This window comes from Flavobacterium sp. GSP27, from assembly GCF_003970395.1.
Classification (GTDB): domain Bacteria; phylum Bacteroidota; class Bacteroidia; order Flavobacteriales; family Flavobacteriaceae; genus Flavobacterium.
In genome coordinates this window covers 147,610-160,917 of sequence record NZ_RYDP01000002.1, presented here as the reverse complement: position 1 = coordinate 160,917, position 13,308 = coordinate 147,610, and the positions used below count along the sequence as shown (strand labels likewise).

Sequence of the window (13,308 nt, the reverse complement as noted above, 5' to 3'; positions counted from 1 at the left end):
TTTGTACTTCAAAAAAATAAATTTAATGAAAAATTTTAAAATTAGACCTACACTTATCACTTTATCTGCTCTTGGAGTTGCACTTTTTCTTTTGTCATGGGGCGTTATTGGTCATGAACGAATCAATAGAGCGGCGGTAATGGCACTTCCAAAACCATTGCAGACCTTTTTTTACAATCATATCGATTTCATTACCCAAGAATCTACTGTTCCGGATTTGAGAAGAAATGTTTTGAATGATAAAGCAGAGCCGCCCCGTCATTATTTTGACATGGAGAATTTTGGAGCTGTGGAAACGATTCCTAAAACTATGGAAGAAGCGAAGCTGAAGTACGATGAAAAGTTTTTGACTAAAAACGGAATTTTACCGTGGTATATTCAGGATATGATGGTCAAATTGACTAAAGCGTTCAAGGACAAAAGAAAAAATGAAATTTTATTTATTGCGGGGGATTTAGGCCATTATATTGCCGATGCACACATGCCGTTGCATACATCAGACAATCACGATGGACAAAACACGAATCAAAAAGGAATTCATTCCTTATGGGAAAGCCGTTTGCCGGAATTGTTTGCCAAAGGGTATAAATTAAATGTACCTGAAGGAATATATTTAGACAATGTGGAGAAAGCTACTTGGGATATCGTTTTTGACACGCACAGTTTAGTGGAACCTTTGTTGGCTGCCGATAAAAAATTAAGAACTGCAACTGCTGAAAACAAAATGTACGTAACGGATGCCGATGGAAATGTTGTCAAAAACAAGTACGGAGGAATGTTATATTCGGATGAGTATGCTGCTAAATTGCACACGGAGTTGAACGGAATGGTTGAACAACAAATGAAAAAAGCCATTACCGCAACAGCAAGTTTTTGGTACACGGCTTGGGTTAATGCTGGAAAACCAGATTTAAGTACTCTTGATACTGCCGAACTTACAAAGCGCAATAGTAAAACTTTAAAAAAGGATTTGAAAACTTTTGAAAAAGGAACTCTTTTTGGTTTAACAAACGAAAAAGAATAACGATATATTTCCAATTAAATAACGGGTGAAACTTCAATTTTACCCGTTTTTTTATGCTAATAAATTTTTTGATATTTTTTTTCTTTAACATATCTGAGGCTGTTTGATGATACGAAATCATTTCATTTACTAAATCCGTTCTTTCTTTTGTGAGCGGTATTTGATCATAAAATATTTAAAAATCAGTAGCTGCTTTTTGATTGGGTTTCAAAGTCAATTGAAATTGTTTGACGGTTTGTTTGAGGGGAATAATAGTCAATACATTTTACCCCGCCATCAAGAGATTTTACATCTCCGGGAATGTCAATTTTTCCATTTGGATACGTGAATGGTCTGTGATTGCTCACGGTCATAATGTGATTAAAAAACGGCTTATTTGCCGCTGCTTCTTTGTTTATTTCCGTGATTGCTTTATTGTACATATCTTCATCGCAAACGTCCCAAATATTAGCAAAAGTGATTTCGTTGGGTTCAAATGTTTTTCTGTCTACAATTTCATATCCATTTCCTGAAAAGAAATCGCCCATATTGTCAAAAAAGGAATCGCCGCCATACATGAATTTTACAGTATAGCCTTTTTGTTTAAAGAGCATTCCGGTAGGGAATTTATTTTTATTGTCTTTCCTTTTTATAACACTTTCGCCGGGAGTAGGAAGAAAACATAAAGTAATGGCTTCAAGTTCACTTTTCATAAATGCCATATAAAATTTATATAATAGGCTGGTTTTTTAATTAATTGACAAACATATTTTGAGAATTTTATTTAACGGATAAAGCAGGAATTGCCAATAACGATAATGTGAAGAGAAGCAGGTAAATTCCTGGAATTTTGATTTTTTGTACAAAAGCGGGAATGCTTTCAAGATAGTTTTTTGATTTCTTTACTTTTAAAATAAGTGACCAATCCTGTACAAATAAATAGTGCAGAAAATAAGGGAATAACAGGATAGGATTGCATAATATTACCTATCACTTCATTAGTATACACCAGATAATTTACTGCGATAAAATTGTATTTGACCCCAAATTCATTCCGAAAAAGGTATTCACTGATTCTATTTTGTAAAATTAAACCACATATAGAAAGATGACAAAGGAAAATAACCAGAACCTGATTTGTTTCGGTATTTTGTATTGGAGATGAAAATATGATAGAGCCACAAAAAGTCACTGACCAAAACAAAAACAAAAATCAGATAAAAATCCAAATATAAATAAGTGTAGCGTATCAATCCAAGTAAAGGAGGCTTGTGTGATGGGATAAAAAAAAAGAATAACTCTTAAAATAAAACTCATACTAATGTAAAACACTACAATTAAGCACTGAGAATGTAGTGCCGTTTTTCTAATTCATAAAAACAGACTAACTTAGTAGCCTGCTAGCAAGAGTGGATTAGGATAATGAAGTAATTTTATACTTTAAAGAGTCTAGCTGTAACGGCTATAAAACTCTTAAACGCAAATAAAAAAATAAAAATGAAAATAATAGCAGTCATTCCCGCACGATACGCTTCGACACGATTTCCTGCCAAACTAATGCAGGATTTAGGCGATAAAACGGTAATTTTAAGAACGTATGAAGCAGCTGTAAATACTAAATTATTTGATGCTGTTTTTGTAGTAACTGATTCCGATTTAATTTATGACGAAATACGTACTCACGGAGGAAACGTTATTCGAAGCATCAAAGAACACGAATCCGGAAGTGATCGAATTGCAGAAGCAATAGAAAATCTGGATGTTGATATTGTAGTCAATGTACAAGGAGATGAGCCTTTTATTGATGCGGAACCTTTAGCTAAAGTGATTGAAATTTTTAGAAATGATTTGGATAAAAAAGTAGATTTAGCGTCGTTGATGCGCGAAATCACGAATGAAGCAGAGATTAATAATCCCAATAATGTAAAAGTTGTGGTGGATCAAAACGGATTTGCCTTGTACTTCTCCCGATCGGTTATTCCGTATCCAAGAGCGAAAAATGTAGGCGTACGGTACCTGCAACATATTGGTGTTTATGCGTTTAGAAAACAAGCATTATTGGATTTTTATAGTTTGCCCATGCAATCATTAGAAGCATCTGAAAAACTAGAGCAATTGCGTTATCTTGAATTTGGGAAACGCATTAAAATGATCGAAACTACTCACATTGGTATTGGTATTGATACCCCAGAAGATCTAGAAAAAGCTAGGGAAATGTTAAAAATTCAGAGCTGAAAAACCGTTTTGATTAGGCAATTTTCTCGATGACAATAAGTTCGTTATGAACTTCAACTCTTGGAATAGTTCTAATTTTAAATTGATTTTTGTAAAACTCAGTTACATATTTTTTATTTCTTTGATTTTGATTTTCATCTAATAACATCGTATTAAAAAGAATAAAACCATGACTTTTTAAAAGCGAGCAAACCCTATTGGTAAAAAAAGGTTCAAATAAAAAATTAGGCATTGTAGTGTCCTGGAAAATATCAATGATAATCAAATCGTATTTAGTAGGGGTTTTTAACACAAATGCAAAAGCATCCTCAATTACAATTGTAAGATTTTTTGTTTTATCCAAGTCAAAATAGGCATTGGCTATTGTAATTATTTCAGGATCAATTTCAACACCGGTAATTTTTCCTTTGTATTTTATTTCTTCTACCAATGTTTTGATGACACTTCCACCAGCAACACCTAAAACTAAAATATGCTCCATGGGCACAATTTTTTTGTATCCAATGTTTTTTAAGCCTAACCTCAGAATCCGTTGCAAACTGCCATAGGAATAATTTGTGTTTTGCGAATCCATGACCAGTTCCCCATTTGCCCAAGTCACCTCAATCGATTTGCTCAAAGCCGATTTAGTTTGATAAATAGTTAAAGGAATTACGTAGCTGAATATTTTTTTTAGCATTAATGATAGATTTACCCAAAAATAAGATATTAATTATTTATTTTGTACGAAAGAAAGCAAGAATGAAGAAACAATTATACAAATGGATATTTTCCAGACTAATGGGTTGGAAAGTAGTGGGTAGTATTGATCCAAATATCACGAAATGTGTCATGATGATAATGCCACATACCAGCGCTCATGATTTTTATTTAGGGGTTTTTATCCGAGCAATAACCGGTTTACAAATGAATTGGGTAGGCAAAAAGGAATTGTTTCGTTTTCCTTTGGGATTTTATTTTAGATACATGGGTGGAGAACCGCTTGATAGGACAGGAGGGTTGAATAAAGTGGATTCTATTGCAGCTATTTTTCAAAGAAAAAAGGTTTTTCGTCTGGCAGTAGCTCCGGAAGGAACCCGTAAAAAGATTAGCAAACTTAAAACAGGATTTTATTACATTGCTTTAAAAGCAAAGGTTCCTGTAATTCCTATTGCATTTGATTTTGGAAAAAAAGAAATTAATTTAGGAAATCCTATTTTTCCTTCGGGAGATATTGAGGCCGATATAACCGTTTTGAAAAAACATTTTATAGGAGTCAAGGGTAAAATTCCAGAACAGGGATACTCATTTGAATAACTCTTAAAAAAACTTAAAAAATGTTAAAACCATATAATTGATTTCTCGTAAGTGTATTAAAACTCTAAAATATACAACATGAAACATTTGGTTATTAGTACCGCATTTTTAGTTTTATTTTTCGCTTGATACAATAATAATGATTCTGATACTAGCCCGGCAGAATTAAATTTGATGACATCCAGTAATACCTCCGGGAAAATTACGCTTACCAATTTATTAACTACAACACCAATAGTCAAATTATTTGCCAGTGCTGCTTCAGCCACTGATGGTGGATTAATTATAATTAAAAATTTCTCAACTGTTTTCGCTTCAACTGCTGCTGCGGGAACAATTGCAGTAACGAATCAAGTACGGATTTATGGTTCTAATTCACTTTTAGGCAATCCTGTGGCTGTGGCTTATGACAGTGTTACAAAAAACATATATGTTGCTGAAAGATTAAATGCAGGAGGACAAGTACTAACGTATAGTTTTCCTGTTGGTTCGGGTGATTTTGCTCCCGTAAATGCGAGAGCGGAAGCGGGTGTAACGTCAATTTTTGTCTTAAGAAAATAGATTTTTGTTTTCAAAAATGCTTTTTTAATCGATAACCCCAATTCTAAAATCAGAATTGGGGTTATTTATTTAATTTGGAACATAACTCTTGAAAGAGCCATTTTTATAAAAGATAACAATGGTGTCAATTTCAGAAGCAACCGCTTCACCAGGACTATTTATTGGATCACTTTTTTTAGTTTCCAATGCAGGAATCAAAACAGTATTTTTTAGTTCAGAAAATAAATTTTCAGAGATTATTTGATCACTGGCCAGAGCAGGGATATTTTGTTCAGAGACCTGATTAATAATTCTTTCTCTAGTGTTAAACTCTTCCGCATTTTTTGGAAAGGTTCCTTTTCCATTCAGAATCCAATACAAATCAACATCAGGAAAAACATCTAAAATTTTAAGTATAAAATCCAAGCTTGGTTTGTTTCTCCCAGAAAGCAGGTGAGACAGGCTGGAGCGTTGCACACCAATTTTATCTGCAAAAGAAGAGGCATTCAAATTGTAGTAGTCCAGTATAATCTCTAATCTTTTTATAAAGTCTTCTATGTTTACCATTGTAAATTAATGTAAAAATTAACTAGTTACAAATGTAATCAAAAGAAGCTTCAGTATCAAAATTAAAGGTATAAATAGTATTTTAAAAGTCTAACAAACTAAAGTTGTACTTTTAATAAATACACATAATTAATTGATAAACAAAATTCTAATTATTATAAAATAAATTTATAACAATTGTTAACATTTGCCGGATTTTCGACCTGGTTTAACTGGCGAAAAGTGTTTACAGTATTGAAATATTCTTTGTTTTAAATGTTTACAAATGTAAATGCAAAGATGTTTACTTTTGTAAATCAAATAAAATGGTATGAATTTAGAAGAATTATTCGATCAGTTTAAGGAAGAATCCGTTCGTGGACGGTACGTCACTTTAACATCAATCGAGCCTTTGTTGCAAAAATTAAACACGAACAATCAACTTCAAATTATAGGAAAATCAGTTCTTGGAAAATCTATTTATTCGTATGAAATTGGAAAAGGAAAAACGAGAATTTTTCTGTGGTCCCAAATGCACGGAAATGAAAGTACAACTACAAAAGCGCTATTCGATTTTTTTAATGTACTGCATAGTGGTTCTGCATTAGCACACCAATTATTAGACTTCTTTACTTTTTACACCATTCCGATGTTGAATCCTGACGGTGCAACATTATACACAAGAGAAAACGCCAATAAAGTTGATTTAAATCGCGATTCGCAAGCGCTGACACAACCAGAAAGCAAGCTGTTAAGGGCAGCTTTTGATTCCTTTGAGCCTGATTATTGTTTTAACTTGCATGATCAGCGTACTATTTTTGGTGTAGATGATACCGGGAAACCTGCAACAGTATCTTTTTTAGCACCTTCCTATAATGAAAATCGAGATATAAATGAATCTAGGTTGAAAGCGATCAACTTGATTGCCGGAATAAATGAGGATCTACAGCGTTATCTTCCCAATCAGATTGGGCGTTTTGATGATTCGTTTAATATAAATTGCATTGGAGACACGTTTCAGTTTTTAGGAGTGCCCACTTTATTGTTTGAAGCGGGTCATTTTGAGAATGATTATCAAAGGGAAGAAACACGAAAATACGTTTTTATGAGTTTAATTTCAAGTTTTAGGATACTCTCCGAAAACGTTATAGTTGATAATGGAATTGACAAATATTTGAGTATTTCTCAGAATAAAGTCGTTTTTTATGATTTTATGTATAAAAACATCAAAATAAATTATGATGGTATCGAAATTATCACCAATTTTGCAGCACAATACAAAGAAGAGTTAATTGAAAATCAGGTCTGTTTTAATGCCTATGTTTCACAAATAGGCGATTTAGAGGATTATTTTGGTCATTTCGAATATGATGCTAAAGGAGCTTTATACAAAGATGGTTATAATGATATTCCTAAATTAAATCAAAAAGCTGATTTTTATTTAGATAATAACGTGAAATTTGTTAACGGAATGATAAAAATATAATATTTACGTCTTTTTGTTGTTTTTATGTATATTTTTATACTTTGTTATAGTAATTAATAATATTAATTAAAGAATTATGAGTAAGTTTCGTTTAGATGAAGTAGATCACCAGATTTTAGATATGTTGATAGACAACACAAGAGTTCCATTTACGGATATTGCAAAAAAATTATTGATTTCAGCAGGAACTGTGCATGTTAGAGTGAAAAAAATGGAAGATGCCGGTATTATCATGGGATCCTCATTAGTGCTTGATTATGATAAATTAGGCTATTCTTTTATTGCTTATGTTGGTGTTTTTCTAAATAATACGTCTCAAACGAAGTTTGTTTTGGAGCGTATCAACGAAATTCCTTTTGTAACAGTAGCTTCAGTCACCACTGGAAAATTTAATATTTTTTGTAAAATTAGAGCAAAAGATACCAAGCATGCTAAAGATGTGATCTTTATGATTGATGATATTGATGGTGTTTATAGAACCGAAACAATGATTTCCCTTGAGGAAAGTATAAATGATAAGAAGCGTTTGATGCATACTATTTTCAAAAATATGTAATTACTCTTGAATGCACTATATTATAAATATAACCTCAAGTTAGTTCTTGAGGTTTTTTTATGAAAAATTAACTAAACCAACAACCAACTACAACAAAATTATGTACACACTACCCAAACTTGAACGTTTTAATCAAGATGTCCTCTCTAAATATCACATTTATAATAGTGTTTTTATAACATTGCCATTTCACTCCATAGATAATACGGGTGCTTTACTTCCTTTGTTTGCAGATATTTGTGATACAGGATTTAAAAAGCAAGAAACTCCAAAAGAAATTTTTGATTTTTTTGCCAAAAGGTATTTACATGATCCTTCAGAAACAGAAAAAATCGATATTATGTTTCGTTTTATTCAATATATCGAACGCCAAATTGTTTTGTTTGATGCTATTGAAGATGCTGCTTTTCCAGTTGTTAATAATATGGAAGGACGAGGATCTTTAAGAGATATCAAAGAAAAATCAGATGCAAAAGACAAGGAAGAGGAATTGATTGATTTTCTGGAAGATTTCAATGTAAGGACAGTTTTGACGGCGCATCCTACGCAATTTTATCCGGGAGCAGTTCTTGGGATAATTACTGATTTGACCGAAGCGATTCGGAAAAATAACTTGCTTGAAATCAAACAGTTACTGGCTCAATTAGGAAAAACGCCTTTTATTCAAAACGAAAAACCAAATCCTTTTGACGAAGCAGTAAGTTTGATCTGGTATCTTGAAAATGTTTTTTATCAAACTTCAGGCGAGATCGTGCAGTATTTGCAAAAAAACATTTTTAACGGCAACTCCATAAAGAATCCTTTGATTAAACTTGGATTTTGGCCAGGCGGCGACCGTGATGGAAATCCATTTGTGACTACTGAAATAACGCTGAAAGTAGCGGAACGTTTGCGAACTTCTATATTGAAGTGTTATTATATCGAAATTAGAAATTTAAAAAGAAAACTAACCTTCTCTGGTGTAGATACTTTAGTGACTGAATTAGAACAAAAACTTTATAGGTCTGTATTTTATTCTACAGGAGAAATTTTCATTACTTTAGATGAATTCAAATCACAATTAAATAAAATTAAACAAATAATTATCGACCAGCATCAATCGTTATATTTGGATGAATTGGACGCACTTTTAATAAAAGTGAATTTATTTGGATTTCATTTTGCGTCATTAGACATACGTCAGAACAGTAAAATTCATGATGCTGTGTTCAAAGATATAGTGGATTTTTATTTAAAAACAAATCCCTCTGTTTTTCCGAAAAATTATTTTGAATTAACAGAAAAAGAAAAGTTTACGATTTTATCAAATGTAAGTGGGAATCTTGATGCTACTGTATTTTCAAATGAAATGTCGCGTTTGACAATCGAATCCATTCAAACGATAAAAACAATTCAGGAAAAAAATGGAGAATTTGGCGCTAACCGTTACATTATCAGTAATAATGAAAGTGCACTTAATGTGATGGAGACCTTTGCGTTATTTCGTTTGAGCAATTGGGAAAATCCTCCCGTTGATATTATTCCGCTTTTTGAATCGGTTAATGATTTGCAAAATGCACATGCTATCATGGAAAAATTATATACTAATCCTGGTTATGCAAAACATTTAACGAACAGAGATAATAAGCAAACCATCATGCTTGGTTTTTCTGACGGTACAAAAGACGGAGGATATTTGATGGCGAATTGGAGTATTTACAAGGCCAAAGAAGAACTTACTACAATTTCCAGAAAATATGGTGTAAAAGTAATTTTCTTTGATGGTCGAGGCGGTCCACCAGCGCGTGGCGGAGGGAAAACACATAAGTTCTATGCTTCATTGGGGCCTAATATTGAAAATAACGAAATTCAGGTTACTGTACAAGGTCAAACGATTAGTTCTAATTTTGGGACTTTGGATTCCTGTCGCTACAATTTAGAAAATTTATTGAGTGCCGGAGTAACCAATCAGGTTTTCTGCAAAGGTCAAAATGAATTGACTTTGGACGAAAAAAACATAATGGATCAATTAGCTGGTTTAGGATATGAGAAATATTTAAGCTTTAAAAATCATCCAAAATTTATTCCTTATTTAGAGCAGATGAGTACGTTGAAGTATTATGCTAAAACAAACATAGGAAGTCGTCCTTCTAAAAGAAGTAAATCAGAACATTTAGATTTTGCTGATTTACGAGCGATTCCTTTTGTAGGTTCTTGGAGCCAATTGAAGCAAAATGTACCCGGGTTTTTTGGTGTAGGTACAGCTTTAAAACATTTTGAAGATACAAATCAGTGGGATAAAGTTCAGGATTTATACGATAATTCGTTGTTTGTTAAAACCTTATTAGAAAACAGTATGATGTCATTGGCCAAATCATTTTTCCCATTGACTGCTTACATGAGAAAAGATCCTGAATTTGGAACATTTTGGCAAATTATTTATGATGAATTTTTAGAAACAAAAAGATTACTTTTGAAAATTGCAGGTCATAAAGAGCTTATGGAAAATTATCCAGATGGTAAAGCATCAATTCAAATAAGAGAACGTATAGTACTGCCATTATTAACAATACAACAATATGCTTTATTGCGTATAAATGAATTAAACAAAGAAAATACCTCTGACGAAGCTTTGATACAAGTATACGAAAAAATTGTAACCCGTTCCCTTTTTGGAAATACTAATGCCAGTAGAAACTCCGCTTAAACGATAAAATATGAAGTCAACTCAATTACCCGAAAACGAATATGCCTCTTTTTATACTCCGTATATAAATGCTTTGGGAGACGTAAATTTGATGGAAGAATTAGAAATTTCATTACATGATTTTATCCATTTTATTCAAAACATTCCAATGGATAAATTTGATTATAGATATGCGCAAGGGAAGTGGAATATCAAGGAAATTATTCAGCATGTAATTGATACGGAGCGCATATTTGCCTATCGTGCGTTGCGAATTTCCAGAAATGACCAAACAGCTTTGCCTGGTTTTGATGAAAATGATTATGTAAATAATACTGAAGCTGCCAATAGAAGTATTCAAGATTTACTAACTGAATTTTCAGCGGTGCGACATTCGAATTTATTTCTTTTCAAAAGTTTATCTGAAGAGCAATTAAAGAGAATTGGAACTGCCTCAAATACTGCTGTTTCAGTTCGAGCCATAGGTTTTATTATGATTGGACATCAAAAACACCATCAAAAAGTTTTTCAAGAAAGGTACTTGTAAATTATTGAAAACAAGTTGACCAAATTTTTAATTTGTTTTCAAAAGACATGGTATTGGCAGGACTTGTGGAAGGCATCATATAATACGTGATGCCTTTTATTTGACCAAATTTTTTTAGAAAGTATTTATGACTTTCTTTTCCGTTAAAAATAATTTTTGTGATGCCGGGAAATTCTTTAAACAATGTTTCAAAATCAGTTTCTTCTTGGTTTTTGATGGGAATATTTCAGTTTCAGAATTTACAAAAGGCGGAAAGGAATGTATCATAGTAGGTTTTAAAGTACTGCTTTTTCTTTTTCGAGTATGGCTAATGCTAACCGGATTTTTCCGTAGTCTATTTTTTCTTCAAAATAATCAAAATAAGGTTTTAAGGCATTTGGTGATTCCAGTTTTATTTGCGCTTCAGCAATTTGAGAAACTTCTTCTTTTGAGATAAGCGAATCCAAATCTATATTAGCTCCATCAACATACAGTTTTGCTAAATGAGACATAATTGTACTTAAACCTAATTTTCTTTTTTGGGCAATTTCCTCTACAGAGAATCCGGTAGTATAAAGTTCTAATGTTTCTTTGTAGGTTGTGGCTTCTTTTTTCTTTTTAGCACCTTTTGCTTTCTGGAAATCTTGGATAACTTTTATAAAAGCATCGCCATATTTTTCTAGTTTTGCTTTACCAACGCCGTCAATTGCCAATAATTCTGTTTCGCTCATCGGTCTTTCAATTTCCATTTGGCGTAAAGCCGCATCACTGAAAATCACATAAGCCGGTACAGATTCTTCCTTAGAAATTTCGTACCGTAGTTTACGTAAAGTTTCAAAAAGTGAATTTGCAACGGATTTGGTTTGTTTAATTTCTTGCTTGTCGATATTGATTTTTTGAACTGTGGTCAGTTGTACTTTCTCACCTTCAAATAATACTTTTTTTGCAAAGGCTGTCAATTTGATTTTGTTTTGCTGGTGAAAAGCAATTTCACAATAGCCCAAATTGATCAATTGTATCAAATATTGATTCCAGTCATACCATGATAAATTAGCACCAACACTGTATGTTTTCAGGTTTTGGTATTCTTTTTCATAAATATATGCATTTTTTGAACCGCGTAAAAAGTCAATGATTACTGGTAATGGTTCTATTTCCTTCAACCGAATAATTGCCGATAAAGCTTTTTGAGCGATCACCGTTCCGTCAAAAAAAAGTGGTGGATTTTTACAAATATCACAGTTTCCACAATTCTCTGTGACAAGTTCGCCAAAATAGGAAAGCAATATTTTTCTGCGACAACTCAACGCATCGGCATATTGTTTCATTCGTTCTAATTTGGCCAGTTGCACTTCAGCATTCAAACCTTGAGAGGCAAATTTTTGCAACTGAATCAGATCGCCATAACTTTCGAATAATACCGTTTCTGATGGTAATCCATCGCGACCGGCACGACCAATTTCCTGATAATAGCCTTCAATATTTTTAGGTAAGTTATAATGAATGACCCAGCGTACATTGGATTTGTCAATTCCCATTCCAAAAGCAATGGTAGCACAAATCACCTGGCAATCATCATTGATAAATTCATCCTGTGTTTTAGAACGAATTTTCGTGTCTAAACCTGCGTGATACGCTTTGGCATTCACGCCTGTTTTTTGTAGTTTTTCAGCCAATTCTTCTGTTGTTTTTCTGCTTAAACAGTAGATAATTCCCGATTCATTGGGCTTTTCTAGGATGAAATCTATAATTTGTTTGACTCTGTCCAAAGCGGGACGCACTTCTAAACTTAAATTTTTTCGATCAAAAGAAGCAACAAATATTTTTGGATTTATCAAATTTAATTGTTGGCTAATATCTTTACGTGTAGCCTTATCAGCCGTTGCAGTTAAAGCTAATATTGGAGTAGAAGGGAAGCGCTTTTTGAGGTATCCTAAATTAGTATATGCAGGACGAAAATCATGTCCCCAAGCTGAAATGCAATGTGCTTCATCAATAGCAATTAAACTTATGGTCAAACTATTGAAAAGATTATCCAGAAACGACAGGCTTTCCGGAGCGATATACACTAATTTAATCACATTCGATTTTAACCTTTCGATATAAAACTGACGTTCATTTTCAGTTTGGCTACTGTTGATGAAACAGGCTTCAATACCATTTGCTTTCAGACTATCTACTTGATCTTTCATCAAAGCAATCAGTGGAGAAATTACGATTGTAATTCCCGGAAAAACCAATGCGGGCAATTGAAAACAAATTGATTTTCCTCCACCTGTAGGCATAATTGCCAATGTATCCTGTCCGGAAAGTACACAATTTATTATCTCTTCCTGGTTTGGGCGAAATTTTTCAAAACCAAAGTTTTCTTTGAGTTTGGCATATAAAATTTGATTAGTCATTTTGGCGTATATTTAGAAGTCTAAAGTTATAAAAAAAGGAACTCGTGAATGAG

12 protein-coding genes are annotated in these 13,308 nt (G+C 32.8%); 8 read left to right on the top strand and 4 right to left on the bottom strand.

Annotated features, from left to right (window positions below; translation table 11 throughout):
- Positions 1-25 precede the first annotated feature (25 nt).
- Entirely contained in the window at positions 26-1,024 is a 999-nt protein-coding gene (locus EKM05_RS02670; protein WP_126553326.1) for a zinc dependent phospholipase C family protein, read from the top strand.
- A 182-nt stretch (positions 1,025-1,206) separates the two neighbouring features.
- On the opposite strand, the gene EKM05_RS02665 is transcribed toward EKM05_RS02670, so the two are convergent.
- Entirely contained in the window at positions 1,207-1,716 is a 510-nt protein-coding gene (locus EKM05_RS02665) for an LTA synthase family protein (RefSeq protein WP_233590864.1), read from the bottom strand.
- Positions 1,717-2,500: 784 nt separating this feature from the next.
- Here EKM05_RS02665 and kdsB point away from each other — a divergent pair.
- Positions 2,501-3,238 carry a 3-deoxy-manno-octulosonate cytidylyltransferase gene (gene kdsB / locus EKM05_RS02660; protein ID WP_126553322.1) on the top strand — a complete coding sequence of 246 codons (738 nt, stop codon included), beginning with the start codon at positions 2,501-2,503 and terminating at the stop codon, positions 3,236-3,238.
- A 13-nt stretch (positions 3,239-3,251) separates the two neighbouring features.
- On the opposite strand, the gene EKM05_RS02655 is transcribed toward kdsB, so the two are convergent.
- Entirely contained in the window at positions 3,252-3,917 is a 666-nt protein-coding gene (locus tag EKM05_RS02655; RefSeq protein WP_126553321.1) for a spermidine synthase, read from the bottom strand.
- Between the two features lie 62 nt (positions 3,918-3,979).
- On the opposite strand from EKM05_RS02655, the gene EKM05_RS02650 reads away from it, so the two are divergent.
- Together EKM05_RS02650 and EKM05_RS02645 are read left to right on the top strand one after the other, a co-directional pair.
- Positions 3,980-4,534 (top strand): 1-acyl-sn-glycerol-3-phosphate acyltransferase, encoded by a 555-nt coding sequence (locus tag EKM05_RS02650; protein ID WP_126553319.1) that lies wholly within the window; start codon positions 3,980-3,982, stop codon positions 4,532-4,534.
- A gap of 174 nt (positions 4,535-4,708) precedes the next feature.
- A complete protein-coding gene (locus EKM05_RS02645; protein ID WP_126459525.1) occupies positions 4,709-5,095 on the top strand; it encodes a hypothetical protein in 387 nt (128 codons plus the stop codon).
- A 69-nt stretch (positions 5,096-5,164) separates the two neighbouring features.
- Here the strand turns inward: EKM05_RS02645 and EKM05_RS02640 are convergent, their stop codons facing one another.
- The gene (locus tag EKM05_RS02640) at positions 5,165-5,641 is read right to left on the bottom strand and encodes a helix-turn-helix transcriptional regulator (RefSeq protein ID WP_126459528.1); all 477 of its coding nucleotides are present in this window, start codon (positions 5,639-5,641) and stop codon (positions 5,165-5,167) included.
- 310 nt (positions 5,642-5,951) lie between these two features.
- Between EKM05_RS02640 and EKM05_RS02635 the strand changes: the two genes are divergently transcribed.
- The 4 genes from EKM05_RS02635 (at position 5,952) to EKM05_RS02620 (ending at position 10,874) form a co-directional block, all read left to right on the top strand.
- Positions 5,952-7,106 (top strand): M14 metallopeptidase family protein, encoded by a 1,155-nt coding sequence (locus EKM05_RS02635; protein ID WP_126553317.1) that lies wholly within the window; start codon positions 5,952-5,954, stop codon positions 7,104-7,106.
- Between the two features lie 76 nt (positions 7,107-7,182).
- A complete protein-coding gene (locus tag EKM05_RS02630; protein WP_072943262.1) occupies positions 7,183-7,662 on the top strand; it encodes an Lrp/AsnC family transcriptional regulator in 480 nt (159 codons plus the stop codon).
- A 100-nt stretch (positions 7,663-7,762) separates the two neighbouring features.
- Positions 7,763-10,348: a phosphoenolpyruvate carboxylase gene (locus EKM05_RS02625; protein ID WP_126553315.1), complete on the top strand. Its 2,586-nt coding sequence runs from the start codon at positions 7,763-7,765 to the stop codon at positions 10,346-10,348.
- Positions 10,349-10,358: 10 nt separating this feature from the next.
- A complete protein-coding gene (locus EKM05_RS02620) occupies positions 10,359-10,874 on the top strand; it encodes a DinB family protein (RefSeq protein WP_126553313.1) in 516 nt (171 codons plus the stop codon).
- Between the two features lie 275 nt (positions 10,875-11,149).
- On the opposite strand, the gene recQ is transcribed toward EKM05_RS02620, so the two are convergent.
- On the bottom strand, positions 11,150-13,255 hold the full coding sequence (gene recQ, locus EKM05_RS02610) for a DNA helicase RecQ (RefSeq protein ID WP_126553311.1): 2,106 nt from the start codon (positions 13,253-13,255) through the stop codon (positions 11,150-11,152).
- Positions 13,256-13,308: the final 53 nt, after the last annotated feature.